Annotated in this window: 24 protein-coding genes and 1 tRNA gene; 17 read left to right on the top strand and 8 right to left on the bottom strand. The window is 53.6% G+C overall.

From position 1 onward, the window contains the following. Window positions 1–6: 6 nt before the first annotated feature. Window positions 7–1,755, bottom strand: coding sequence for a lipid A export permease/ATP-binding protein MsbA (gene msbA / locus AC8GFZ_RS04200; RefSeq protein ID WP_506642642.1), 1,749 nt, complete (start codon window positions 1,753–1,755; stop codon window positions 7–9). Window positions 1,756–1,865: 110 nt separating this feature from the next. Between msbA and tolB the strand changes: the two genes are divergently transcribed. From tolB to AC8GFZ_RS04150, 10 genes are all read left to right on the top strand, one after another. Next, window positions 1,866–3,113 (top strand): Tol-Pal system beta propeller repeat protein TolB, encoded by a 1,248-nt coding sequence (tolB, locus tag AC8GFZ_RS04195; RefSeq protein WP_506642640.1) that lies wholly within the window; start codon window positions 1,866–1,868, stop codon window positions 3,111–3,113. Between the two features lie 18 nt (window positions 3,114–3,131). Beyond that, window positions 3,132–3,668 (top strand): peptidoglycan-associated lipoprotein Pal, encoded by a 537-nt coding sequence (gene pal / locus AC8GFZ_RS04190; RefSeq protein ID WP_506642638.1) that lies wholly within the window; start codon window positions 3,132–3,134, stop codon window positions 3,666–3,668. A gap of 11 nt (window positions 3,669–3,679) precedes the next feature. Next, window positions 3,680–4,474, top strand: coding sequence for a tol-pal system protein YbgF (ybgF, locus tag AC8GFZ_RS04185; protein ID WP_506642636.1), 795 nt, complete (start codon window positions 3,680–3,682; stop codon window positions 4,472–4,474). A gap of 21 nt (window positions 4,475–4,495) precedes the next feature. Further along, window positions 4,496–5,599, top strand: a complete 1,104-nt coding sequence (locus AC8GFZ_RS04180) for a YeeE/YedE family protein (protein WP_506644223.1) — start codon at window positions 4,496–4,498, stop codon at window positions 5,597–5,599. Beyond that, window positions 5,575–6,381, top strand: a complete 807-nt coding sequence (locus AC8GFZ_RS04175; RefSeq protein WP_506644221.1) for a tRNA threonylcarbamoyladenosine dehydratase — start codon at window positions 5,575–5,577, stop codon at window positions 6,379–6,381. The genes AC8GFZ_RS04180 and AC8GFZ_RS04175 overlap by 25 nt, the downstream gene beginning before the upstream one ends. 35 nt (window positions 6,382–6,416) lie before the next feature. Then, window positions 6,417–6,492 (top strand) — tRNA-Lys (locus tag AC8GFZ_RS04170). A 461-nt stretch (window positions 6,493–6,953) separates the two neighbouring features. Then, window positions 6,954–7,874 (top strand): tyrosine-type recombinase/integrase, encoded by a 921-nt coding sequence (locus AC8GFZ_RS04165; RefSeq protein WP_506642634.1) that lies wholly within the window; start codon window positions 6,954–6,956, stop codon window positions 7,872–7,874. 71 nt (window positions 7,875–7,945) lie between these two features. After that, on the top strand, window positions 7,946–8,665 hold the full coding sequence (locus tag AC8GFZ_RS04160; protein WP_506642632.1) for a tetratricopeptide repeat protein: 720 nt from the start codon (window positions 7,946–7,948) through the stop codon (window positions 8,663–8,665). A 30-nt stretch (window positions 8,666–8,695) separates the two neighbouring features. Further along, the gene (locus AC8GFZ_RS04155; protein WP_506642630.1) at window positions 8,696–8,950 is read left to right on the top strand and encodes a hypothetical protein; all 255 of its coding nucleotides are present in this window, start codon (window positions 8,696–8,698) and stop codon (window positions 8,948–8,950) included. A gap of 57 nt (window positions 8,951–9,007) precedes the next feature. Beyond that, the gene (locus AC8GFZ_RS04150) at window positions 9,008–9,619 is read left to right on the top strand and encodes a hypothetical protein (RefSeq protein WP_506642628.1); all 612 of its coding nucleotides are present in this window, start codon (window positions 9,008–9,010) and stop codon (window positions 9,617–9,619) included. Window positions 9,620–9,757: 138 nt separating this feature from the next. Here the strand turns inward: AC8GFZ_RS04150 and AC8GFZ_RS04145 are convergent, their stop codons facing one another. Next, window positions 9,758–10,447: a tyrosine-type recombinase/integrase gene (locus AC8GFZ_RS04145; RefSeq protein ID WP_506642626.1), complete on the bottom strand. Its 690-nt coding sequence runs from the start codon at window positions 10,445–10,447 to the stop codon at window positions 9,758–9,760. A gap of 701 nt (window positions 10,448–11,148) precedes the next feature. Continuing rightward, window positions 11,149–11,487: a hypothetical protein gene (locus tag AC8GFZ_RS04140; RefSeq protein ID WP_506642624.1), complete on the bottom strand. Its 339-nt coding sequence runs from the start codon at window positions 11,485–11,487 to the stop codon at window positions 11,149–11,151. 143 nt (window positions 11,488–11,630) lie between these two features. Here AC8GFZ_RS04140 and AC8GFZ_RS04135 point away from each other — a divergent pair, with 143 nt between their 5' ends. From AC8GFZ_RS04135 to AC8GFZ_RS04120, 4 genes are all read left to right on the top strand, one after another. Beyond that, complete coding sequence (locus tag AC8GFZ_RS04135; RefSeq protein WP_506642622.1) at window positions 11,631–12,071, top strand: DUF6641 family protein; 441 nt, start codon at window positions 11,631–11,633, stop codon at window positions 12,069–12,071. A 131-nt stretch (window positions 12,072–12,202) separates the two neighbouring features. After that, window positions 12,203–12,541: a hypothetical protein gene (locus AC8GFZ_RS04130; RefSeq protein WP_506642620.1), complete on the top strand. Its 339-nt coding sequence runs from the start codon at window positions 12,203–12,205 to the stop codon at window positions 12,539–12,541. Then, window positions 12,498–12,866 carry a hypothetical protein gene (locus AC8GFZ_RS04125; RefSeq protein ID WP_506642618.1) on the top strand — a complete coding sequence of 123 codons (369 nt, stop codon included), beginning with the start codon at window positions 12,498–12,500 and terminating at the stop codon, window positions 12,864–12,866. Before AC8GFZ_RS04130 ends, AC8GFZ_RS04125 begins: the two co-directional genes overlap by 44 nt. A 41-nt stretch (window positions 12,867–12,907) precedes the next feature. Continuing rightward, entirely contained in the window at window positions 12,908–13,327 is a 420-nt protein-coding gene (locus AC8GFZ_RS04120) for a hypothetical protein (protein ID WP_506642616.1), read from the top strand. Window positions 13,328–13,340: 13 nt separating this feature from the next. On the opposite strand, the gene AC8GFZ_RS04115 is transcribed toward AC8GFZ_RS04120, so the two are convergent. From AC8GFZ_RS04115 to dapC, 5 genes are read right to left on the bottom strand one after another with little or no spacing between them, the layout of a single operon-like run. Beyond that, on the bottom strand, window positions 13,341–15,281 hold the full coding sequence (locus AC8GFZ_RS04115) for an ABC-F family ATP-binding cassette domain-containing protein (protein ID WP_506642614.1): 1,941 nt from the start codon (window positions 15,279–15,281) through the stop codon (window positions 13,341–13,343). Beyond that, a complete protein-coding gene (prmB, locus tag AC8GFZ_RS04110) occupies window positions 15,275–16,147 on the bottom strand; it encodes a 50S ribosomal protein L3 N(5)-glutamine methyltransferase (protein WP_506642612.1) in 873 nt (290 codons plus the stop codon). Before prmB ends, AC8GFZ_RS04115 begins: the two co-directional genes overlap by 7 nt. Continuing rightward, window positions 16,144–17,313: a succinyl-diaminopimelate desuccinylase gene (gene dapE / locus AC8GFZ_RS04105; RefSeq protein ID WP_506642610.1), complete on the bottom strand. Its 1,170-nt coding sequence runs from the start codon at window positions 17,311–17,313 to the stop codon at window positions 16,144–16,146. Before dapE ends, prmB begins: the two co-directional genes overlap by 4 nt. After that, window positions 17,313–18,137, bottom strand: coding sequence for a 2,3,4,5-tetrahydropyridine-2,6-dicarboxylate N-succinyltransferase (gene dapD, locus AC8GFZ_RS04100; protein ID WP_506642608.1), 825 nt, complete (start codon window positions 18,135–18,137; stop codon window positions 17,313–17,315). Before dapD ends, dapE begins: the two co-directional genes overlap by 1 nt. Then, on the bottom strand, window positions 18,134–19,354 hold the full coding sequence (gene dapC / locus AC8GFZ_RS04095) for a succinyldiaminopimelate transaminase (RefSeq protein WP_506642606.1): 1,221 nt from the start codon (window positions 19,352–19,354) through the stop codon (window positions 18,134–18,136). The genes dapD and dapC overlap by 4 nt, the downstream gene beginning before the upstream one ends. An 80-nt stretch (window positions 19,355–19,434) precedes the next feature. Here dapC and AC8GFZ_RS04090 point away from each other — a divergent pair, with 80 nt between their 5' ends. From AC8GFZ_RS04090 to AC8GFZ_RS04080, 3 genes are read left to right on the top strand one after another with little or no spacing between them, the layout of a single operon-like run. Continuing rightward, window positions 19,435–19,824 carry a hypothetical protein gene (locus AC8GFZ_RS04090; protein ID WP_506642604.1) on the top strand — a complete coding sequence of 130 codons (390 nt, stop codon included), beginning with the start codon at window positions 19,435–19,437 and terminating at the stop codon, window positions 19,822–19,824. A gap of 38 nt (window positions 19,825–19,862) precedes the next feature. After that, complete coding sequence (gene smc / locus AC8GFZ_RS04085) at window positions 19,863–23,378, top strand: chromosome segregation protein SMC (RefSeq protein WP_506642602.1); 3,516 nt, start codon at window positions 19,863–19,865, stop codon at window positions 23,376–23,378. A gap of 7 nt (window positions 23,379–23,385) precedes the next feature. Next, window positions 23,386–24,594 (top strand): cell division protein ZipA C-terminal FtsZ-binding domain-containing protein, encoded by a 1,209-nt coding sequence (locus tag AC8GFZ_RS04080; RefSeq protein WP_506642600.1) that lies wholly within the window; start codon window positions 23,386–23,388, stop codon window positions 24,592–24,594. Window positions 24,595–24,621 lie beyond the last annotated feature (27 nt).

The following is a 24,621-nucleotide window of genomic DNA, read 5'->3' as shown; positions in this document are numbered from 1 at the left end:
GCTGAATTAAGCAGGTTGCTCATTGAATTGCAGGCGGTAGAGTGAGGCATAAATGCCGTTGAGCTGCAGCAACTCCTCATGGTTGCCCGTTTCCACCAAGCGACCTTGGTTCAAAACGGCAATCCGATCCGCGTGTTGAATCGTGGACAAACGATGGGCAATGACCACACACGTCCGCCCTTGCATCAAATTGGCCAAGGCGGCTTGAACTGAGCGGTCCGACTCGGCATCCAGGGCAGAAGTGGCTTCATCCAAAATCAAAATGGGGGCATTTTTAAAAATGGCCCTGGCGATCGATATGCGTTGGCGCTGCCCGCCAGACAAGCGCATGCCGGCTTCACCCACCAAGGTGTCCAAACCCTGGGGCAGGGCGGAGATGAAATCCCAGGCATTGGCGGCTTTGGCGGCCTTCTCCACAGCGGCCTGGTCTGGGTTGGCATGGCCGTAGGCGATATTGGCCGCGATGGTGTCATTGAAGAGCAACACCTCTTGGGTCACCAGCGCCATGTGTTGCCTCAACGACATCAAACGGTAGTCTTGGGCATCCACGCCATCGATCAAAATTTGTCCTTGGGTGGGCGACATGAAACGCGGCAGCAACGCAGCCAAGGTCGACTTGCCCCCACCAGAGGCCCCCACCAAGGCCAGGGTTTGGCCTGGCTCGATGCACAAATCAATTGCATCCAAAGCCCGAGGGGTGGACGGTCCGTAACTGAAACTGACGTTGCGAAACTCCACACGGCCTTGGGGTTGGCGCCATTCGATAAGACCCTTGTCCTCTTCCTCAGGGCTGTCTAGAAACGCAAAAACGCTTTGGGCACAAACGCGTCCGCGCTGCAAGGCGGTGTTCACCTCGGTGAGTTTTTTCAGCGGGGCCAGCAGCATCAGCATGGCGGTGACAAAGGCCACAAATCCGCCCACCGTGGTAACGCCCGTTTGTGGGTCCACTTGGTTGACCTGATCGAGCGCCAAATAAACGATGACGGCCAAAGCGATGGACGCGGACAAATGGGTCAAGGGTGTGGTGGCCGAGGCGGGAATGGCCTCGCGCATTTGAGAGCGACGAAACCGCCCATTGGCGGCCTCAAAACGCTGCTTTTCGGTGGCTTGGCCCTGGTAAATTTTGATGATTTTTTGACACAAAACCGACTCTTCCAACACATGGGTGATGTCGCCAATCGACTCCAAGCCTTTGCGCCCGGCTTGTCGCAGGCGCTTGGAAAAAAGGCGCACAAAGCCAATGATGAATGGCCCCACGCTCAAGGCGATCAAGGCCAAACGGACATCCAGATACAGCAAATAAGCGATCAAGGTGGCCACCGTCAAGGCTTCGCGAAAAGCCGAGACCACCACTTGTGAAATGGTTTCACCAATGTTGAGCACGTCATACAGCACTTTGGAGATGTAACTGCCCTGGGCGTCCGCAAAGGCGGTGGAGGGCAGGCGCAGCATCTTGGCAAACATGTCATTGCGCAAGGCCATGGTCACATGGGTGGTGATCCAAGTGGCGACATAGTTGCTGACATAAATCAGCACGCCTTTGACCAGAAACAGACCCACAATGGCCAAAGGAATGGCCAAAATGTGTTCTTGGGATTGCACCTGAAAGCCTTGATCCAATAAGTACTTCATCATGGCCGGCAACATCGCTTCGGTCACCGCGGTCAAGGCCATTCCCACGAAAGAAATCGCATACGCCCATTTGTAAGCCTTGGCATAGCCAAACAAGCGTTTATAGAGGGCGAAGGTGGGCACAGCGAGTCAAATACATGGGGGATGGTGCTACTATAGCGGTTGCTCTGTCTTCCAATTTTTTGACTTTGTTTGACCGCTGCCCTCCCTTAGTTGCCAGATTTTTTTCTTGGATGTTGCTCGCCCAATGTCTGTTGGCATGGCCTGCTTTGGCGCAATTCCGGGTTGAAGTCTCCGGCGTGGGCCTGACCCAAATCCCCATCGCCATTGCCCCCATGCGCGGTGAAGAGGCCTCGCCCCAAAAAATATCAGCCATCGTTCAAGCCGATTTGGAACGCAGTGGCCAATTTAGGGGAAATGCCTTGACCGCTCCCATGGATGAGCTGGCCCGGCCCGATTTCTCTGCGCTCAAGCAAAAAGGTGATGAAGCCTTGCTCACGGGCAGCATCACCAAACTGGCAGATGGGCGTTTTGATGTTCGCTTCAGGTTGTGGGATTTGGTGCGGGGCCAAGATTTGGGCGGGCAGAGTTTCGCCACCCCCACTGGCGATTTGCGCATGATCGCCCACCGCATGTCCGATTTCATTTATGAAAAACTGACGGGTGAAAAAGGCGTTTTTTCAACCCGCATCGCTTACGTCACCAAACTGGGCACCCGCTTCACCCTGTGGGTGGCCGATGCCGATGGCGAAAATGCCCAAGCGGCATTGACCAGCCCAGAACCCATCATTTCACCCAATTGGTCACCCAATGGGCAAGAGTTGGCCTATGTGTCCTTTGAGGCGCGCAAGCCAGTGGTCTATGTGCACGATGTTTACTCTGGCAAGCGCCGCGTGCTGGCCAATTTCAAGGGCAACAACAGCGCCCCAGTTTGGTCGCCAGATGGCCGCAGCCTGGCGGTCACGCTCAGCCGGGACGGGGGATCACAGATTTACCTGATACCGGCTCAAGGGGGTGAGCCGCGCAGGTTGACGCAATCCAACAGCATCGATACCGAACCAGCCTTTTTCCCTGATGGCTCGGCCTTTTATTTCGTCAGCGATCGGGGGGGCTCGCCCCAGATTTACCGCACACCCACCATGGGCGGGCCTGTGCAACGCGTGACCTTCTCCGGCACTTACAACATATCCCCAGTCATCAGCCCTGATGGACGCTGGATGGCTTACATTTCCCGCATCAATGGCCAGTTCAAGTTGCAGGTCATGGACCTCAAGTCGGAAACGGTTCAATCCATCACCGACACAGGCCCGGATGAGCGGCCCAGCTTCTCACCCAATGGTCGTTTGATCGTCTTCTCAACTCAGCTTCAAGGCCGTGAGGCCTTGATGACCACCACGGTTGATGGTCGCATCAAAGCCAGGTTGTCCGGGCAAAATGGTGACATTCGAGAGCCCCATTGGGGGCCATTTTTAAAGCAGTAATTTTTTGGAGAACACTACATGAAAAAGAACCTTTTCCTCTTGGCTGTGCTGTCTTTGCTGGTGGCCTGCTCATCCCCAGTTAAGCTCAATGAAGTCCCCGTCGAGGACAAAGCGGGCACACAAGTCACAGCCCCTGCTGCACCGGCCCCTGCGCCGCCCCAGGCCCGATCAGCCGTGGCCAGCGTTGACGCGCGTCCGTTGGCAGCTGTTCCCAGTGGTCCAGCGGGTGTGGCCCAGGTCATCTACTTTGACTACGACAGTTTTGCCATCAAGCCAGAGTTTCAGGCGGTGATCGAAAAACATGCCGTCTACATCAAACAAGACAGCAAGCGACGCGTGGCTGTGGAAGGCCATACCGATGAGCGTGGTGGCCGTGAGTACAACTTGGCTTTGGGCCAAAAGCGCTCTGAAGCCGTGCGCAAAGCGCTGAATTTGCTGGGTGTGTCGGATGGGCAAATTGAGGCGGTCAGCTTGGGCAAAGAAAAGCCTGCCATGACCGGCAGTACCGAAGAAGCGTTTGCCAAAAACCGCAGGGCTGAGATCGCCTACAAATGATGGCGCCACGCATGCTTGCAACCCTTTTGGGGTTGCTCTTCATGGTTTTTTCTTCCACGCTCCATGCGGGCTTGTTTGAAGATGACGAGGCACGACGGGCCATTTTGGATTTGCGCCAAAGGGTAGAGACCATGCGCATGTCCATCGAGGTTTTGCGGTCTGAAAATCAGTCGTTGATCAAAAAAGGCAGCGAGGTCACCGACAAAAACCAAGATGAATTGCAAGTGCTTCGCCGCAGCATGTTGGATTTGCAAAACCAAATTGAGTCCCTGAGGGCTGATTTGGCCAAGTCGCTGGGCGCCAACGAGAGCTTGCTCAAGTCCTTGTCCGAATGGCAGCGAGAGCAAAAAGACAAAATTCAAGCCCAAGATGATCGCTTGCGCAAACTAGAACCCCTCAAAGTCAGCTTGGATGGTCGAGAGTTTTTGGTTGAGCCTGCGGAAAAGCGCGAGCATGACCAGGCTTTGGACATCTTTCGCAAGGGCGAATATGGACAGGCTGCCATTCAATGGGCAGACTTTGTGCGTCGTTATCCCCAAAGTGGATACAAGCCCACGGCATTGTTTTGGCTGGGCAATGCGCAGTATGCGGTCAAAGACTACAAAGAAGCCATGGCCAGTTTTCGCAGTCTGGTGGCATTGGCCCCACACCCGCGTGTCCCAGAATCCTTGCTGGCCTTGGCCAACTGCATGATTGAACTCAAAGACACGCGTGGCGCGCGCAAAGTGCTGGAAGACTTGATCAAAGCACACCCCGAGTCAGAGGCTGCCGCAGCCGCCAAAGATCGTTTATCGCGCCTGAAATAAAACCTTGGGACGACGGTGAACATGCAAGACATTGCCAATCAGATTCAATCGGTGCTGTGGATTTGTTTTGCACTCTCTGTGGCATTTGGTGCCATCGCACAACGCACCCACTTTTGCACCATGGGTGCCTTCAGTGATGTGATCAACATGGGTGATTGGTCGCGCATGCGCCAATGGGCCTTGGTGATGGCCACCGCCATGGTGGGTTTTGCGCTGCTGTCTTGGTCGGGCCAGATCGACCCCCAACAATCTCTTTATCACACCACCAAGTGGCTGTGGTTGTCCACCTTGCTGGGTGGCGCCCTGTTTGGCATTGGCATGGTCTTGGCTTCGGGATGTGGCAACAAAACCTTGATTCGAATGGGCACGGGCAACCTCAAGTCATGGGTGGTGTTTGTCTTCATGGGGGTGTCTGCCTTTGCCACCCTCAAAGGTTTGACCGCTGTGTGGCGCACCCGCAGCATTGACACGGTGTTCATCGACATGCCTGCGGGCGCACATCTGGGCACCTGGATCGCCACCTGGGCAGACCTTCCCCATGTCTGGCCCGTGGCCGGCTTGGTGGTCGCCGCTGCTTTGTCGGTGTGGGCCCTGTCGAGCAAGGACTTTTGGCAAGCTGACCATTTGCTCGCTGGTTTGGGTCTGGGATTGTTGGTCACGGCCATGCTGTGGGTCAGCGGGCACCTGGGCTTTGTCCAAGAGCATCCCGAAACACTGGAGTCGGTTTACCTGACCACCAACTCGGGACGCATGGAGGCCATGAGTTTTGTCGCACCCATGGCTTATTTATTGGACTGGTTGATGTTCTACAGCGATGCCAGCAAAGTCCTGAGCTTTGGCATGGTGTCCGCTGTGGGCGTGGTCTGCGGTGCTGCTGTTTCATCCTTGCTCAATGGCAGTTTCCGTTGGGAAGGATTTGGCCAAACGGCCGATTTGACCCACCATTTGGTGGGCGCCATATTGATGGGCGTGGGTGGCGTCACAGCCATGGGCTGCACCATTGGACAAGGGGTGAGCGGCATCTCCACCCTCAGCCTCAATGCCTTGACAGCGGTCTTGGGCATTGGCGTCGGCGCATGGATGGCTTTTAAGTACCAAACCTGGAGTTTGGAGAGGTCCATCTGAACGCCTCCGCCGTGGTCGACAGGCGTGTGACTGCTTTACAGCGCTTGTACGGCCCAGAGGCAGCCCAGCGCATTTCCAGCGCCCATGTGGTGGTGGTGGGCATTGGCGGCGTGGGCTCTTGGTCCGCAGAGTCATTGGCTCGCAGCGGGGTGGGGCGCTTGACTTTGATTGACATGGACCATGTTTCCGAGTCCAACATCAACCGGCAAATTCACGCCACCGATGCCAACATCGGTCAGTCCAAAGTGTTGGCCATGCAAGAGCGAATTTCCAGCTACCAACCCAGTTGTGAAGTCACTGTGGTGGATGGTTTTGTAGAGCCCAACAACTGGCCCCAAATTGCTGGCGATTCTTTTGATGCCGTCATTGACGCTTGCGACCAAAGCAGCGCCAAATTGGCCATGGCGGCATGGGCCCTCAAATCGACAACTTGTTTTATCAGCGTCGGCGCGGCCGGTGGAAAGCGATTGCCGCACTGGGTGGACATCGCTGACTTGGGGCAAGTCAGTCACGACCCCTTGCTGGCGCGATTGCGTCAAAAATTGCGCCAGCAATTTGCCGCACCCAGGGGACAAAAAATGGGTTTGACATGCGTCTTCAGCAAAGAAGTTTTGACGCCGCCACCAGCGTCTTGTGAGCCCTTGGAGGATGGTGGATTGAACTGCCATGGCTTGGGTTCGGTGGTCAGCGTGACCGCGACCTTTGGTCAATGTGCCGCTGGCTGGGTGATCAATGAATTGGCCAATACCGTTGGTCAAAAGACGACAAAAAATTCGCTATAATTTGCGGCTTCGCTAGATTCGTTTGGCGAACACATGGGACGTTAGCTCAGTTGGTAGAGCAGCGGACTTTTAATCCGTTGGTCACAAGTTCGAATCTTGTACGTCCTACCAACATAAAACATAAAACACCCTATACGAAAGTATGGGGTGTTTTTTTTCGTCCGTGCTCAACAACTAAAACACTCTGCGAGCACGTTGTCTTCCACGCTGTTCGTCGTCGTTGCTAAATGTCACGTCAGCAACGCACACACAAAAACACAGCACAGCACCTCACGTCTAAACCGTCGCCACACGCACTTGCGTTGCTACCCACAGCAAACCCACAGCACATCCATTTGCGTGACGGCGAAGTGGTGCTGTACAGACGAAGTCGCAGCCTCTTGTATCAATGTCGATACAAACTCGCTGATGGAACTTGGTACAGACAGAGCACACGCAAAGCCAGCATAGAACACGCCATTGCCGTTGCTTGTGACTTGTACGACGAAGCACGGTACAGACAGAGGCTTGGTTTAGCACACCAAACACACACGTTCGCACAGATTGCGGCAGTTGCGTTGGTAGAACTGAGGGTGAAGATTGACGCAAGTACTGGCAGAACTGCCTACAGCGACTACGTGGGATGCATTGAAAAGTATTTCTTGCCGTACTTTAAGAGCAAGCGACTTGAGGAAATCACACACACGGACATAGTTGAGTTTGAGTTGTGGCGAGACAGGCAGATGCAACGCAAGCCAAAAACCAGCACACTGATGAACTTTGCAAGTGCGTGGAACAAGTTGCTGGCTGTGGCTGTGGAACGAGGCTACATCAGCGAACGTGTGCCCGTGCCCAAACTAACGACAAAAGGGGAGAAGGGTAAAACACGCCCAGCCTTTAGTGAAGATGAGATAACGCAGTTGCTGTCATTTGTAGAAACTTGGCAGCACAAAGGACGATCTGCAGTGGAGCAAAAAATACGCCCCTTGTTGCGTGACTACATTGAGATGCTGTTGCTAACGGGAATGCGGCACGGCACAGAAGCAATGGGTATTTGTTGGAAACACATTGAGTGGCACACAGACAAGGGTGTTAGGTACTTGCGGATTTGGGTTGATGGCAAGACTGGCGGACGTTGGCTGATAGCAAAACACAGGGCAGTAGATGTGCTGAAGCGGCTACACGCACGACAAACGGACCTAAAACACATAAGTTTTGAGGACTTGTTTGCTGAACGTGTGCCGCATCTGCTGTTTCGTTTTGCTGACGGCTACCAACCACCAAGTATGAATGGCACGTTTAGGCGACTGATGCGTGACACAGGCTTACTGAAAAACACGGAAGGGCAGACACGTACCTTGTACTCACTGCGGCACACCTACGCTACATTTGAACTGCTACGCCACAGCACGGACATTCACACGTTGTCAAAACAGATGGGCAACTCTGCGGCAATGATAGAAAAGCACTACAGCAAACTCACTGCGACTATGGCGGCTGACAAGTTGGCATAGATGCTATTGCTTATTTTTTTGAGTTGGGTATGATGACTTTTGAGTTGATGGCGGTGATATAAGAGGATTTGATGAAAAAATATATATTTTTAGCAATTTCAATGATGCTTGTTGGTTGTGCAACTAACAATATTGCTTATACGTGGGATAAAACATTTGATTCTGGGTTATCACTTGCTCAAGCAGAGTCTCAATGTGAATATGAAAACCAACTACAACGTAATGCTGATTCACGTGCAGGATATCAGCGTGGTGCAATTCAAATCTATCAAGAGTTAAGATCACATACAAATCCAACGATAGTGTCATGTATGAATAGGTTTGGTTTTAGAGCAAGATCATTTGAAATAGGTGAACCTAAACAGACGCAAAGAGAACCAACGCCAGAAGATGATAAAAGAACGGAAGAGTTAAGGATGGCGGCAGAAAAAGGGGATACCGTTGCACAAGTGAATTTGGCTTACAACTATTTGAATGGAAGAGGTGTTTATAAATCGCCAAAGCAGGCTTATTTTTGGTATTCCATTGCTGTTAAAAAGATAGGTACAAATAAAACTATGGCAAGTAATGCACAGACTAATCTTGGACATATGTGGCAAAGCGGTATTCATCAAGAAAAGAACAACATAAAAGCAATGATGTGGTACATATTGGCATCAGACAACGATGAAGCAGAAGCAATAAAAAGACGTAAAGTACTTCAAGATGTGATGCTTTCTAAAGATTATGAAGTTGCAAAGAAATTGGCTAATGCTTGCATCGAAAAAAATTTCGTATCTTGTGATGATTAAATCTTATTTGAAATTTAAAGGAGAAATTAAATGAGCAACGCAACGCAAAGACTAACTGAGATTGAAGCACAAGAAAAAGCATTGGCTGATGAAAAGAAGAAGTTGCTTGAAGCGTCAAAGGATGCTGACTTGGAAATGGTGAAAAAGTTGTGTAAGCAACATGGATTTACAGCAACACAACTGCGTGGATGCTTAAAGATTAAAGGAAAAGGCAAGCCTAAAGCATCTGGTGAAAAAACGGCGGCGAAAAAAACAGCCGCTAAAAAATCACCTGCAAAGAAATAAGTCAAACCTAAAGATAAAGGACAGCGTGAGTATAAAAAACTCACGCTGTTTTCATTTATGCCAAAACTTGATGGAACACATTTGCCGCAAAGATTAGCGGAACGACTTGCTGACTTAAAGGCAGATAAAGAAGTTGCCGCAAGAGATATAAAGGCATTGCTGACTGATAAACAGATTGCAGAAATGGAAGCGGCTTGGGCTGAACAGCAAGCATTGAGAAAAGTAAAAAGAGCAAGAACAAAAGAAGAAGAGCAAGAACTTGGTTGGAAAACCAAGCGTGAAATATACATTGAAGCGTATGAAAAGGCTTTTAATGAAGCAAGTGATGGTGTATTGGAAGAGTTGGAACGATTACAACTTGAAGCGACCAAAAGGCAGATGCGGATTTACTTTGAGACGCTGAATGAGGCACTCAAAGAAGGTAAGGAAAAACGTGTTGCTGAAAACCTTGCGAACAACGCATTGACGCGGGCTGGATTGAGACGAATGGATGGACAGAAGGTGGGAACAGAAGGACTCTCGCGAAGAGACAGAGAGATTAGAGAAATGGAAGATGCGATCTTAAAAAAAGCAGTGAGCGAAATGGATGAATACGAGCGTGAGCAGTATGAGTTGTCACAAGAGTACGAAAAAGCACTCCGTGAAAAAGGGTCAAAACTTGGTAGGTAGGCTGAAAGCCGCATGGGCATTGGCTTTGCAGGGGTTTGGTAGGTTAGGAGGACACGGTTTATTAAAAAGCACGGTTTTTGCCAATGCTTGTTTGGTTGTGTGAAAAACCGTGCTTATTGTTAAACCCATACCTTCAAGTTAGACCAGTTCAACAGCCTTGCGTTTCACGTCATCGTTTGTGGTGATGTAGCGTTGGGTAGTTGTGATACTTTTGTGCCCTGCCAAACTTGCCAACACAAAAACGCTGACACCTTGTGAGGCAAGTGACGTTAAAAACGTCTTTCGGCACGAGTGACTGCTGGCACCTTTCACACCCGCGTTCTTAAACAGCCAGTAAAAGTGTTGGGCAAGTGTGTTTGGACTGAACGAGCAACGTACGCCGCGATGTGTTGAGAACAGGGGAAAGTGTTCGTCACGCAATGTTTTGGTTTCGATGAACTTGGTCAGTTCTTGCTGAATGCGTGTGTTCAAAAAGATAGTGCGAGCATTTCCGTGTTTGACGCGATGACTTGAGAGATAAATCTCACTACGTACCTTTCCATCTGCATCAAGTACGTCACCAAGTGTCAATCCTGAAATCTCACCAACACGCAGACCTGCCATCACACCAATCATCAGCATCAGTCGGTTGCGATCTGCGTTTGGGTGTTGTGCGATGTGAGACAAAACTCGGTCAAGTTCTGCTGGGGTAAGTGATTTTGCTGTTGCCATAATGTTCTCCAAATAAGTTGTGTGCTTTAAGTATGTTTTCTTTGCTGATGGTTGGACAAGTGAAACCCGATAAGTTGGCGGGTTGATACTGATCTGTTTAAGATCAACAAGTTGCATTGCCGACCAAGTAGTTTGTGTATTCTGTTATCTTGTAGTATTTAAGGTTATGCGTGGCACAACGGACACAAAACGAACAAGAACGCTTAAAACGCCCTACACGCTGTCTTTTCCCTGCTCGTGCTCGTAGCGGACCAGGACATTGAAACGATTGCTTAAAACAGCGTTTTGATGCGTTGCTGTGCTTTTAGTCGTGAAATCCCATTTGTACAAACTGATTTTTTGGGCTACGGATTTTTGCGTGGTGCTGAAAATCTAATGGGTGGTGATTTAATCTAACACCAGTACTAAACGTTTAAAAGCGTACTGCGTACGCTTGTGCTGTCACAAAACACCTTCGCTGTCGCTCTGTGTTTTGTTCAGCACATTTTTTAATAAGTTGATGTTTGAAGTTCGATGATTGCTTGGAGCATACGACGGCTATGCAACTTGAAGAAGTCACATCAGTCCGTCGCATAGTGTTTGAAGGATTACCCATCGCACACGACTATGGATAAGTTTTATGAGAGACGATCGTTTTAAAACTCTCAACACACTTCAGCATTGACTTGCTTGGTGCGAAACTTTGCGGCATTCACTTATACGTCGCACACCTCCATAGTGTTGTGCGACAAGTCCAGTCTCATTAGCCGTCATATTACAAACTGGGTTTTTACACTTTGATGTAGCAGTTGTTTATCTGCTGTTGTTGCCTATGTTGTTTAGATGTGGGTTGCCGTAGTGTTTGGTTTATTGATTTTGCGGTGTTGTTTGAAGAGTTTGCGATTGATGTTGGTGTTGATGTTCATAACGCAATGACAGAATGTGTCCGTAATGCGTTGGCGTTTGCGTTTGTTGCCGCAAGCCTGTTCAAACGCTGTGAGCGAATGGAGTTGGCTGTTGGACAACAGAGAACGATGTTGCGTCAGTAATGTGTGTGCCATTGTTTGTGCCCTAACAATGATGAGGTTGGTTGTGTTGAATGTTTTGTCGTTCAAACCAATGTCACGTAGCCAATCCGCTGTCAGTGCGTCATCTTTGTAGTTCTTGTATGTGTTCATACATTTATTTAGCAACGACTAAAGAACAGGCTACAAAAACTGACTTTTTGTTTGGTTTCTCAGGTCATTGTCAAAAAGAGGTTGCCCAAACCAGAAGACCGAAAATAAAGTCAGTTCATTGCTACTTACGAAAGGGAAATGCAATGACAACGATGAGCACTTTGAAACTGACAGCCGCGCAAAATCCAACCCAAATGTCGCCAGTACAGCAACGCCGCAACAAGTTAGCAAAACGGCTTTGGGAACAGATTGAACTGGCAAAGGCACAACAAGCAGGAACACAATACACAGCAACCAAGTTCCGCACTATTACGGACAAGGAAACGGGCTTACGCAAACAAGTGGAAACGAACAAGCGTGTAAAGGCTTGGTGGTTTGTTGCTGATAACGGCAAGTTGTCGCTGTCAGTGCGTTATGGAACGAAGGTATTGGAACTGGCGAAGGGCAAACACGCTGTTGAGGTGGGTGCTGAAAAGGACTTGGTGGGGGTGTTGGATGTGATTAAAACGGCGGTGCTGGCAGGTGAGTTGGACACAGCGATTGAGAACGCCGCTAACAAACTGCGTGATGGGTTTGGTGGGTAAAAGTAGGGGGTGCGGGTAGGGTTTATTAAAAAGCACGGTTTTTGCCACGCAAGTTGGTGGGGGTGAAAAACCGTGCTTATGGATAAACAGGGGGTTGGGTGATGCGTTTGTAGGGGGTACTAAATATTTGTATGAACAAATACTTGGCTACCGTGCGTGTTGGTGGGCAGTTGGTTAAAACGATTGTGTTTGCTGACAGCACCATTCACGCAAAACTACTTCTTCAATACAAGTACGGGATGAACAGCGTTGCTACGTCACCAGTGCAGACTAAAGAGGGCGAAGATGACAACACGTTGCTTGACAACACCATCAAACCCAAGCCACCGTTATCACCTGAACAGGCAAGAATACAAGGGCTGAAGAACAATGTTGAACGTGACAGACAACAACTACAGGCAGAACGCGACAGGCAACGCAAACAGCGTGACGCTGAACGCTTACGCAAGCAACAACAGCAACGCTTATAAGTTGCGTGGCAGTGGCTGTGACAGCGTGTTGCTACGCACACCACGTTTTGTAAATGCCGCAAATCACGCTGAATACGTTGGGTTTGCTGTGAAAAACATAGTGTTTGTGAAAATGATGGTGGAGGGGATGAGAGGTATAGTTAAAATACCCTCAAGCAAAGTGAAAAGTTTTTACACCGTTGAAACAATGCAACAACTCGCACACCACTTTTTATCCACGCTGAAAAACGTTGATTTACGTTGTAAAACAGTTAGCAGAGTCAGCACTTTTAATCCGTTGGTCACAAGTTCGAATCTTGTACGTCCTACCAACATTGGCGGGTGACAGTTGATCTGTCACCCGTTTTTTGTTTCAGGTGACGCTACATGCCCAGCAGTTTTTGGTTTCGATGGTTCAGCGTTGTCTGCGCGATTGGCCTGGCATACCCCGTTCAAGCCATGGGCTGGTTTTTTGAACCCACCACGCCGGTTCAATCGGTCATGTTGACCGCGGCCGAATACAAGCAGTTGAAGATCCAAGCGGGGTGGACCCTTGGCGACCCGCAGACCATGGTGTTTGACGTGCAAAACCCCTTGCCCGGTGCTATTTTTTGTCCGGTGGTTAAGTTTGTCGATAAGAACGACAAGGCCAGTACCAAAGAGTTGCGGCCCAAGTTGTATTTGCCCACCGATGGCCAGCGCAAAGCCAGTGTATCCCCCGCAGAAAAAGACAAAATCAAAAGCTATGTTTTGGTTTGCAGCTGCAACAAGCCCTTGCAAGGTCCAGCCATTTGCGCAGGCAGTTGAGGCTGGTCACCGGCTAAGCGGTTGACTGCTGGCCGATGGCATCCAGTTCTTCGCTCAAGGCCAACCATCGCTCCTCGGCTTGGGCCATCTGCATCTGCTTGCTTTTCATTTGTCGCCCCAACTCGGCCATCTCGGCGCCCGTCTGGGGAGATAGCATTTGGGTCTCTAACAGCGCCCATTCAGCTTGATGGGCTTGCATGCTTGATTCAAGCTGCTGCAGCTCTTTCTTCAGCGGCTTGAGGAGATCGGCCTTTTCTTGACGCATTTGAGCTTGACGCTGGCGCGAGGACCGCCCACCTGGTTGTTGAGGCTCCACAGCGCTTGGTTTTTTGGATGACTTGCCGGACCCCGTCGCTTGGTTGGCGTTGTCAGCCACCATGCGCTGGTAGTCATCCAAGTCACCGGCAAAAGATTCCACTCGGCCATGGCTGACCACCCAAAATTCATCGCACACCGCGCGCAGCAAAGCGCGGTCATGGCTGACCAATAAAACCGTGCCGTCAAAGCCATTCAATGCCATGCCCAGTGACTCGCGCGTGACCAGGTCCAAATGGTTGGTGGGTTCGTCCAACAACAACAAATTGGGACGCTGCCACACCAACATGGCCAGCACCAAGCGGGCTTTTTCACCCCCACTCAAGGTGCCAACGGCTTGGCCCACCATGGTGTCAACGAAGCGAAAGTTGCCCAAAAAGTTGCGCAGCTCTTGCTCACGCGCATGCGGCGTCACTTTGCGCGCCAAATCGATCATGTGCTGCAGAGGCGAGTCGTCGGGTTTCAACACGTCCAACTCTTGCTGGGCGAAATAACCAATGCGCAAGCCCTTGCCTTCGACCATGTCGCCCGAGATCAGTTTTAAATCGCCCGCAATGGTTTTCACCAAGGTGGATTTGCCCTGGCCATTGGCACCCAAAATACCGATGCGTTGACCTGCCAACACCGAAATACCCACCCCTTGCAAGATGGTCGTTTCACCCATATCCGTGGTGTAACCCAAATCTGCTTTTTGCAAAGACAGCATGGGGTTGGGCAGGCTCTCAGGGGGCTTGAATTCAAACTGAAAGTCGGCTGCATCGAGCACGGCATCCACCCGTTGCATCCGCTCCAAGGCCTTGACCCGGCTTTGCGCTTGTTTGGCTTTGCTGGCTTTGGCTTTGAAGCGGTCGATGAACTTTTGGAGATGGGCAATGCGGTCTTGCTGTTTTTCAAAGGCCGACTGTTGCAAGGCCTGCTGTTGGGCCAGCAAGGTTTCAAAGGCGCTGTAATTGCCGCCGTAGCGGGTCAGTTGGGCATTGTCCAAATGCAAGGTCACCCGGGTGACCGCATCCAAAAAATCACGGTCGTGGCTGATCACCATCAAGGTGCCTTCATACCGCTTGAGCCAATCTTCCAACCACACCAAAGCATCCAAGTCCAGGTGGTTGGTGGGTTCGTCCAGCAGCATCAAATCTGCCGGACACATCAGGGCGCGGCTGAGCTGCAAGCGCATGCGCCAACCGCCTGAGAAACTGTTGACCGGGTTGTCCAGTTCATCGCTTTTGAAGCCCAAACCCAGCAACATGGCCTGCGCGCGTGAACGCGCCGTGTGACCGCCGGCATCATCCAAAGCGGCATGCGCAAAGGCCATGGCTTCACCGTCATCACGCAGTTCGGCCTGGTGCAATTCGGCCAGCACGCGACCCAAGCGCAAATCGCCTTCCAACACAAAATCGGTGGCACCTTGGTCGGTTTCGGGGATGTGCTGCTCGACTTGCGAAATCTCCCAGTTGTCGGGCATGAACCATTCGCCTTGGTCCTCTTGCAGTTGCCTGGTGATCAGCGCGAACAAGCTGGATTTTCCAGCCCCATTGCGACCGATCAACCCCACCTTTTCTCCGACTTGGATGGTCGCAGTGGCTTGCGAGAGAACCACTTTGGTACCTCGCCGCAGCACGATTTTTTTGAAATTCAACATGGGGCTTGTTTCAGTTGTTGTTGGTCCAGCAACAACACTTGGTCGTCACCTGCGCTGGTGCTCAGCCCAATGGGCGAAAGCCATGGAAAAGCCGCGTCGAAATGGTCGCGCTCGTGGCCAATTTCCAGCACCAACACCCCATGGGGGCTCAGGTGTTGGTGGGCACCAGCGAGCAAGGGCCGAATAAAGTCCATGCCATCGCGACCGCCAGCCAAGGCCAAGCGCGGTTCGGCTAAAAATTCAGGCGGCAGCTGTTGCATGCTGTGCTCATTCACATAAGGAGGGTTGCACAAGATCAAATCGTATTGGCCCAAAGGTGGGGCCAAACCGGCCACCGCACGCCATTCGATGCGATGCGACAAACCATGCCGCTCACCATTGATGCGCGCGACCGCCAATGCATCGGTGCTGATGTCGCTGCCCTCCACCTGTGCATCGGGGTAGGCCATGGCAGCCAACACCGCCAAGCTGCCGTTTCCGGTGCACAAATCCAAAATGCGGTGCGGAGCTGGGCTGAGAAAAAGGTCAATGCTTTGCAGGGCCAACACCTCGGCAATCAGGCTGCGCGGCACGATGCTGCGCTCGTCGATATAAAAATCTACGCCCTGCAACCAGGCTTCTCGCGTCAAATAAGCGCTGGGTAAACGTTGGTCGATGCGCTGTTGGAGCAATGTCAGACAGGACTGGATTTGTTCCACTGACAAGGGATCGGTATGCATTTGCGGGTCGGTGTCCAGGGGCAAGCCCAGGCGCCACAACACCAACCAAGCGGCCTCATCAGCCATTTCCAACGTGCCTTGCCCCAAGGCCACCGCGGAGGACTGCAACATCTGGCAGCCCTGCGCCATCAGTTCAGCCAAGGTCATGGGTGTTGGGCGGCCACCAACCGCTCCAGTCTTTCCAATACACCTTGGTAGATGTTTTTCAAGGGCTCGATGTCTTGAAGACGCACATTCTCATTGACTTGGTGAATGCTGGCGTTGGGCGGACCCAATTCAATGACCTGCGGGCAAATTTGAGAAATGAAGCGGCCATCGCTGGTGCCACCCGTGGTCGAGAGTTCTGTGCGGATGCCGGTCTCGGCCAAGATGGCGGCTTGCACCGCCTGGCTCAATTCACCGGGTTGGGTGAGAAAGGGTGAGCCGCCCAAGGTCCACTGAACTTGGTAGGTCAAACCGTGGCGTTCGAGCACGGCGGTCAATCGGTCCTTCAAGGACTGAACACTGGACTCAGTGCTGAAGCGAAAATTAAAGTCGACCACCACTTCACCCGGAATCACATTGCCCACCCCCGTGCCGGCGTGGATGTTGCTCACCTGCCAACTGGTGGGCGGGAAAAAAGCGTTGCCTTCGTCCCAGCGCAAAGCGACCAGCTCGGCCAAAGCGGGGGCCAGTTGGTGGATGGGGTTGCGCGCCAATTGGGGGTAAGCGATGTGCCCTTGAATGCCCTCCACCGACAACTTACCCGTCAAAGATCCGCGTCGCCCGTTTTTGATCATGTCACCGGTGTTTTCGACCGAGGTCGGTTCACCCACGATGCACCAATCCAAAACTTGTTGGCGCGACTTCAAGGCCTCACAAACCACGACCGTGCCATCCACCGAAGGGCCTTCCTCATCACTGGTCACCAGAAAGGCCAGGTTGAGCGACGTGTCGGGATGGGCCGCCAAAAAATCTTCTGTGGCCACCACCATGGCGGCCAAAGAGGTTTTCATGTCGCTGGCCCCACGACCATACAAACGGCCATCGCGGTGGCTGGGGGTGAAAGGGTCACTGGACCAGTTGGCCAGGGGCCCGGTGGGCACCACATCGGTGTGTCCTGCCCACACCAATGTTCGGCTGCGCGGCTGGGTGCTGGGGCGCAGCGCCCATAAATTGGTGACGCGAAAATTCTCAGGTCCGCTGGCGATGGATTCGCACACAAACCCCAGAGGCGCAAGCCGCTGGGCCATCAGGCTTTGACAACCTTGATCGTCTGGCGTGAGGGAAGGCCGGGCGATCAGCTGCTCGGTGAGTTGCAGGGTGCGCGACATCAGTCGCGAAGCAATTCGTTGAGGCTGGTCTTGGCACGCGTTTGCGCATCGACCCGTTTGACGATCACTGCGCAATACAAGCTGTACTTGCCGTCCGCACTGGGCAAGTTGCCAGACACCACGACCGATCCAGAAGGCACGCGGCCGTAATGCACTTGGCCCGTTGCGCGATCGTAAATTTTGGTGCTTTGACCGATGTACACGCCCATGGAGATGACCGAGTTTTCTTCAACAATCACGCCTTCGACAATTTCTGAGCGCGCGCCAATGAAACAGTTGTCTTCAATGATGGTCGGATTGGCCTGCAAGGGCTCGAGCACCCCACCTAAACCCACGCCACCCGACAGGTGAACATTTTTACCCACCTGCGCACAAGAGCCCACGGTGGCCCAGGTATCGACCATGGTGCCTTCATCCACGTAAGCGCCAATGTTGACGTAGCTGGGCATCAAAATCGCGCCTTTGGCGATGTAGCTGCCACGCCTGGCCACCGCAGGGGGCACCACGCGCACGCCGCTCTCTTTCATTTCGGCTTCACTCAGGTGAGAAAACTTGGTTTGTACTTTGTCGTAAAAACCAAGCTCACCCGCTTTGACCACTTGGTTGTCTTTGAGGCGAAAACTCAGCAAAACGGCTTTTTTGAGCCACTGATGCGTGGTCCATTGGCCCACCGCTTCACGGGTGGCGACCCGCAAACGACCGGCGTTGAGTTCGGCAATGACGTGGTCCACCGCTTCGACAACCTCTTTGGGGGCTGAGGCAGGGCTGAGTTGGGCCCGGTTTTCCCAAGCGTTGTCGATGATGGATTGAAGCTGTTGACTCATGATGGAAGGACTGGGTTGTGTTGAAGAAATTGAACGATGCGCTCGGCCGCTTGCAAGCATTCTTCGGTTTGTGCCACCAAAGCCATGCGGATGCGACCAGCCCCGGGGTTGACGCCTTGAAACTCTCGCGCCAAATAACTCCCCGGCAAAACGGTGACATTGTATTGAGCCAATAGTTGCTGGGCGAAAAGATCGTCGCGGTTTTGCCACCCGGGAGGCAAGCCGGCCCACAAATAAAAGCCTGCATCGGGCAACTGAACATCCAGCACCTGGGCCAAAACGGGGGTCACACGGGCAAATTTTTCACGGTACATCTGGCGGTTTTCACGCACGTGCACTTCATCTTGCCAAAGGGCCTTGGACGCCGCTTGCACCATGCCGCTCATGGCACTGCCGTGGTAGGTGCGGTAGAGCAAGTACTTTTGAATGATCTGGGCGTCGCCGGCCACAAAGCCGCTGCGCATTCCAGGCACATTGCTGCGTTTGGACAAGCTGGTGAATGCCACCAGGTTTTTGAAGCTTGTTCGACCCAATCGATGGGCGGCTTCGAGGCCACCCAATGGGGCTTCATCCCGAAAGTAAATTTCGCTGTAGCACTCGTCGGAGGCGATGACAAAACCATGCCGATCGCTGAGTTCAAACAAGGATTCCCACTCTGATAGGGGCATCACCGCACCAGTGGGGTTGCCGGGCGAGCAAACAAACAGCAATTGGGTTTGGGCCCACACGGCCTCGGGCACGCTGGCCCAGTCTTGCGCAAAATTGCGCTGCGCCACAGACGGCACGTAATACACATCAGCACCGCCGAGCAAGGCTGCACCTTCGTAAATTTGGTAGAAGGGATTGGGGCAAACCACCCAGGGTCGTTGCGTGCTGGCGTGCGGGTTGAGCACGGCTTGGGCAAAAGAAAACAAGGCCTCACGCGAGCCATTGACCGGCAAAATTTGGTTTTGGCTGTCGATCTTGATTTGATAACGGTCACTCAACCACGCGGCACAGGCTTGGCGCAGACTGGCATCTCCAGCTGTGGGGGGATAGGCGGCCAAGCTGGAAAAAGCCTGGTTCATGACCTCCATGACCATGGGCGGTGTGGCGTGTCTGGGTTCGCCAATGCCCAAGCTGATGCCTTTGTGTGCAGGACTGGGCTCTACACCAGCAAAAAGTTGGCGCAATCGCTCAAATGGGTAGGGCTGCAAGCGGTCTAAAAGGGCATTCATGGCTGGTATTATCCCTTTAACAACAGCACCAAGCACCCACTTGGAGCGCCCGTCCCTCCGCCCATTGACATTTACCTATCATGAATGCAGATTTTGCTCATCTTGATTTAAGCCAAGCGGCCCAATATGCGGTTGATGCGGCTTTGTTGCCCAGTTTGATGGAAACATTTGCAGGCTCTTTGACCAAAGAACGCATCTCCATTGAATCTTTGTTGTCTGGTGACGATGGTGCCGCGGTGCGCATGAGCCTGCACTCCCTCAAAGGTTTTGTGCCGATTTTTTGCGAACCTGTTTTGGCCCAAGAGGTCATCCAACTCGAGACCTTGGGCCGCAAAGAAAGCTTGGACAGCTTGCGCCCTCGCTTGAAGCAGTTGGTGTCCCAGCTTTTGGCCTTGGAGAGCGATGTCAAACAGTGGCAAGCGCGTCATGAACGCGACCCCCAAGATCCCGGCCTGTTCCCGTCAGTTTGACGACCATGGTTTTTTTTTGAATTTTTACAGGCTTCTCGGTGCGTCTCAATTCCATTAAGTTATCCGGCTTCAAGTCTTTTGCCGAACCCACTCATTTCATGCTGCCCGGTCAATTGGTGGGTGTGGTGGGCCCCAATGGCTGCGGCAAATCCAACATCATCGACGCGGTGCGTTGGGTGTTGGGCGAGAGCCGTGCCAGCGAGTTGCGCGGCGAGTCCATGCAAGACGTCATCTTCAATGGCACCACCACTCGAAAATCTTCCAGCCGCTCCAGTGTCGAATTGATTTTTGACAACGGTGACCACCGCGCGGGCGGGCAGTGGAGTCAGTTTCCCGAAATTGCGGTCAAACGGGTGTTGACCCGAGACGGCACCAGCAGCTACTACATCAACAACCAACCGGTGCGCCGCCGCGATGTGCAAGATGTGTTTTTGGGTACCGGATTGGGGCCTCGGGCCTACGCCATCATTGGTCAGGGCACGATCAGCCGCATCATTGAGTCCAAGCCCGAAGAGTTGCGCTTGTTTTTGGAAGAGGCGGCCGGCGTCTCCAAATACAAAGAGCGCCGCCGCGAGACCGAAAACCGCTTGAGCGACACGCGTGAAAACCTCACCCGTGTCGAAGACATCTTGCGCGAGCTCAATGCCAATTTGGAAAAGCTTGAGCGCCAAGCCGAGGTCGCCCAACGCTATAAAGACTTGCAACAGCAAGTCGGCTTGAAACAACAGCAATTTTGGTTTTTGAAGCGTGCCGAAGCCTTGGCCGATCAAACCCAATTGCAAGAAAGCATCTTGCAAGCGACCAATGGCCTGGAATCCAAAGTCGCCGATTTGCGCCACATTGAAGCCGATCTGGAAACGATCCGCCAAGCCCACTATGCCGCCGGTGACCAGGTCAATCAGTGTCAGGGGCTGCTGTATGAAGCCAGTGCGGATGTGGGCAAGCTTGAAGCGGAGATTCGATTTGTCGTCGAGGGTCGCCAACGCGCCCTGGCGCGCATCGAACAAGTCAAAGCCCAGGCCGCCCAATGGCAGGACCAATCGGTGCAAGCCCAGGAAGAACTCGCCCGTTTGCAAAACCAAAGTGCCGATGGCGATGAGCAAGCAGAGATTTTGCAAGCCCAGTGCGAAGAGCAGCAAAGCCATTTGCCCCAGTTGGAAGACGCTGTGCGCCAAGCACAAAACTCAGCCAATGAGCAACGCTTGCAAGTGGTGCAAGTGCAACAGCAAATTCAGGTTTTGGCCGCCGATCAACGCAACATCGAAGAACAAAACCGCCAAATGGAGTCGCGCCGCGACAAGCTGGACACTGACAAGCGCGCTTTGGCGCTGCCCGATCTGAACCAAGTCGCACAGGCCCGCACATCGATGCTGAATGCCCAATCCCAGTCTGAGCAGGCCCTGGCGGCGCTGTTGGACTTGGAAGCCACATTGCCCGAATTGGATGGTCAGCGCCAGGCGGCTCAGACCGCGGTCAACACCGAGTCTGCCCGCCAAGCCGATTTGTCAGCCCGCCTGCAGGCTTTGAAAGCCCTGCAAGAAAGGGTCAAAACCGACCAAAAGCTCAGCCCCTGGTTGAGTCGCCACGGTTTGGACAACTTGCAGGCGCTGTGGAGCCGCCTGCACATCGAAGCGGGTTGGGAAAACGCCTTGGAGGCGGCATTGCGCGAACGCCTCTCGGCATTGGAAGTGGGCCAGTTGGACCTGGTCAAAGCCTTCGCCCAAGAACCGCCCCCCACAAAATTGAGTTTTTACAGCCCGACGGCCGCTTCGACGGATACCCCCTCCGGTACACGCAGCCGTTTGGTCGATTTGCTGCGCATCCATGATGCGGGACAAAAAGCGCTGCTCTCGCACTGGCTGGCACATGTGTACACGGCCCCGACCCTGGACGCGGCACTCTCTGAACGCTCAAACTTGCTCCCGGGCGAGGTGATTTATGTGCCCCAAGGGCATGCTGTCACCCGCATGAGCGTGGGTTTTTATGCACCGGACAACGAGCAAGCTGGGTTGCTCGCGCGGGCGCAGGAAATTGAAAACCTGGAAAAGCAGCTGCGCGCCCAGGCATTGATCCATGAAGAGGCCCGCAACACATCAGCACGCGCCGAAGCGACTTACAACGAGACCCGACTGCAACTCAACAGCGCGCGCTTGGCCGCCAGCGAAACCCAAGCCAAGGCCCATGCCTTGCAAGTGGCTTCATTGCAATTGGATCAATTGGCTGAGCAAGCCCAAAGCCGCTCGCAACAAATCGACCAGGATTTGGCGGACATTGAAGCTCTGGCGCAAGACCTGCAAGAGCGATTGGTGCAGTCGCAATCGAGATTTGAAGAGTTGGACATGCAACTCGCCGATGGCCAAGAGCGGCATGCCCAACTGGAAGACCAGGCCATGGCCGCACAACGCCGTTTGGACGATGCCCGAGAGCAGTTGCGCAGCTTAGAGCGCCAAGCCCAAGAGGCCGACTTCAATCGACGCACCTTGGTCAGCCGCCAAGCCGAACTCAACCGCGCCATCGAAACCGCGCAGCAACAAATGCACACCATGGCGGCACAACAAGCGCAAGCCGAGGAAGAGTTGCAGCGCCTGTCCGATGTGGCGGCCCAAGCCGGATTGCAAGCCGCATTGGCGCTCAAGTCTGAGCGCGAGGCCACGCTGGGCGCCAAGCGCAGCGAGTACGACGACTTGACCACCAAGCTGCGGGCCAGCGATGAGCGCCGCTTGCACATCGAGCGCGAACTCGACCCCTTGCGCCAACGCATCACCGAGTTGCAACTCAAAGAGCAAGCCGCACGATTGGGGTCGGACCAATACAACCAGATGCTGATCGATGCACAAGCCGATTTAGAGGCCTTGGCCCTGTCTGTGGCCCAAGACCAGGTTCGCATCCACGGCATGCAAACCGACATCGACCGGCTCAACCGTGAAATTCAGTCCTTGGGGGCCGTCAACTTGGCCGCCCTGGAAGAGCTCAGCAGTGCGCGTGAACGCAAGGGCTTTTTGGATGCCCAATCGGCCGACCTCAACGAAGCCATGGTCACCCTGGAAGATGCCATCAAGAAAATCGACGCCGAAACCCGTGACCTGTTGGGCGGCACCTTCAAAATCGTCAATGAACACTTTGGCCGGATGTTCCCCGAGTTGTTTGGCGGTGGCAATGCGCGCTTGGTCATGACGGGTGAAGAAATTTTAGACTCGGGCGTCCAGGTGATGGCCCAACCCCCTGGCAAGAAAAACCAAACCATCCATTTGCTCTCGGGCGGCGAAAAAGCCCTGACCGCGATTGCCTTGGTGTTTGCCATTTTTCAACTCAACCCAGCACCCTTTTGCTTGCTGGATGAGGTCGATGCGCCGCTGGACGATGCCAATACCGAGCGCTATGCCAAATTGGTCTCCAGCATGGCCAAGGAAACCCAGTTCTTGTTCATTTCGCACAACAAAATTGCCATGCAAATGGCCGAGCAATTGATTGGCGTGACCATGCAAGAGCAGGGCGTGTCCCGCATCGTGGCGGTCGACATGGAGTCGGCCGTGGGCTTGGCAGAACCCGTCTGACACACCCATGAGCAACTTTCAAATCGGTTTGGCCATTGCCGGTGGGGTGGTGCTGGTCGCCGTGGTGGCGCACAGCACTTGGACCTCGCGCAAAAACAAACCGCGCCAAGCGCAAGACTTGCCTCCCGTCGAGCCGAATTTGGAGCCCCTACCGCCCATGCCCCGCACATCGGCGCTTCACGGCTCAAATTCGCCCCCAGAAAGTGCCCCGTTGCCTGCCATGGGCATGCCCAGCCCATCGCCTGGATTGGACCCACCTGTGCCTCAGGTTGAACCGTTTGGCACGGATACCGAGCGGCCCACCCCAGCTTCGTTCGCGCCACCCGCACAGGCCTTGCCGGTCAAACCCGCACCTTGGGATGAGGCGCCGACCGAGCTGCCCACACTGGAGAAGCCGCCGGTCTTGGACGCGCTGATCGATGTCATGGCCCCGATTGAGTTGGAATCGCCCGTCTCGGGAGACGCCGCCTTGGCGGTGGCCCCCACCACGGCACGCGTGGGCAGTAAGTTTTTTGCCATTGAAGGCCTGAACATGCAATCGGGCGAATGGATGCCCTTGCGCCTGGGGCAGCGCTACAGCGCTTTCCAAGCGGGCATGCAATTGGCCAATCGCACGGGGGCCTTGAACGAGATTGAATATTCTGAATTTGTGATGAAGGCGCAAACATTTGCCGACGCCCTCAACGCCCAGGTCGAGTTTGCTGACATGCTGGAGGTGGTGGCCCGCGCGCGCGAGCTGGATCAATTCGCCAGCAGCCACGATGCCCAGCTCAGCTTCACCTTGCGTGCCACTCGGGCGGCCTGGAGCCCGGGGTATGTGCAACAAAACGCATCGCGCTTGGGCTTTGTGCCGGGCGTGATTCCGGGTCGCATGGTCTTGCCAGCGCCGGTGATTGGCCAGGCCCCGATTGTGGTTTTGTCCTTTGACCCTCAGGCCGCCATGGCCGAAGACCCGGCCCAATCGGCGGTGCGCGAAATCAACCTGAGTTTGGATGTGCCGCATGTGTCGCGCACCGAGGAGCCCTTTGCTCGGTTGTGCCATGCAGCGCGCGAACTGGCCAAAGCCATGGACGGCACCATCACCGACGACAACGGGCAGCCCTTGGCCGATGCCGCCTTGCGCGCCATTGACACCGATTTGCGCACCCTCTACAACACCTTGGACGCGCGCGATCTTTCGGCAGGCTCAGCCCAGGCCCGCCGACTCTTCAGTTGATGCCCGGTTTGTCAAAAGCCCATGACG

The sequence above is a fragment of the Limnohabitans rimovensis (SeqCode) genome (assembly GCF_965234775.1).
GTDB classification, from domain to species: Bacteria; Pseudomonadota; Gammaproteobacteria; order Burkholderiales; family Burkholderiaceae_C; genus Limnohabitans; species Limnohabitans rimovensis.
This window is presented reverse-complemented; position numbering and strand designations above follow the sequence as displayed.

Coding starts and splice junctions, on each gene's coding strand:
- tolB (WP_506642640.1), top strand. CDS start 1,866: ATGTTGCTCGCCCAATGTCTGTTGGCATGGCCTGCTTTGGCGCAATTC.
- pal (WP_506642638.1), top strand. CDS start 3,132: ATGAAAAAGAACCTTTTCCTCTTGGCTGTGCTGTCTTTGCTGGTGGCC.
- ybgF (WP_506642636.1), top strand. CDS start 3,680: ATGCTTGCAACCCTTTTGGGGTTGCTCTTCATGGTTTTTTCTTCCACG.
- AC8GFZ_RS04180 (WP_506644223.1), top strand. CDS start 4,496: ATGCAAGACATTGCCAATCAGATTCAATCGGTGCTGTGGATTTGTTTT.
- AC8GFZ_RS04160 (WP_506642632.1), top strand. CDS start 7,946: ATGAAAAAATATATATTTTTAGCAATTTCAATGATGCTTGTTGGTTGT.
- AC8GFZ_RS04155 (WP_506642630.1), top strand. CDS start 8,696: ATGAGCAACGCAACGCAAAGACTAACTGAGATTGAAGCACAAGAAAAA.
- AC8GFZ_RS04150 (WP_506642628.1), top strand. CDS start 9,008: ATGCCAAAACTTGATGGAACACATTTGCCGCAAAGATTAGCGGAACGA.
- AC8GFZ_RS04145 (WP_506642626.1), bottom strand. CDS start 10,447: ATGCAACTTGTTGATCTTAAACAGATCAGTATCAACCCGCCAACTTAT.
- AC8GFZ_RS04140 (WP_506642624.1), bottom strand. CDS start 11,487: ATGAACACATACAAGAACTACAAAGATGACGCACTGACAGCGGATTGG.
- AC8GFZ_RS04135 (WP_506642622.1), top strand. CDS start 11,631: ATGACAACGATGAGCACTTTGAAACTGACAGCCGCGCAAAATCCAACC.
- AC8GFZ_RS04130 (WP_506642620.1), top strand. CDS start 12,203: ATGAACAAATACTTGGCTACCGTGCGTGTTGGTGGGCAGTTGGTTAAA.
- AC8GFZ_RS04120 (WP_506642616.1), top strand. CDS start 12,908: ATGCCCAGCAGTTTTTGGTTTCGATGGTTCAGCGTTGTCTGCGCGATT.
- AC8GFZ_RS04115 (WP_506642614.1), bottom strand. CDS start 15,281: ATGTTGAATTTCAAAAAAATCGTGCTGCGGCGAGGTACCAAAGTGGTT.
- prmB (WP_506642612.1), bottom strand. CDS start 16,147: ATGACCTTGGCTGAACTGATGGCGCAGGGCTGCCAGATGTTGCAGTCC.
- dapE (WP_506642610.1), bottom strand. CDS start 17,313: ATGTCGCGCACCCTGCAACTCACCGAGCAGCTGATCGCCCGGCCTTCC.
- dapD (WP_506642608.1), bottom strand. CDS start 18,137: ATGAGTCAACAGCTTCAATCCATCATCGACAACGCTTGGGAAAACCGG.
- dapC (WP_506642606.1), bottom strand. CDS start 19,354: ATGAATGCCCTTTTAGACCGCTTGCAGCCCTACCCATTTGAGCGATTG.
- AC8GFZ_RS04090 (WP_506642604.1), top strand. CDS start 19,435: ATGAATGCAGATTTTGCTCATCTTGATTTAAGCCAAGCGGCCCAATAT.
- AC8GFZ_RS04080 (WP_506642600.1), top strand. CDS start 23,386: ATGAGCAACTTTCAAATCGGTTTGGCCATTGCCGGTGGGGTGGTGCTG.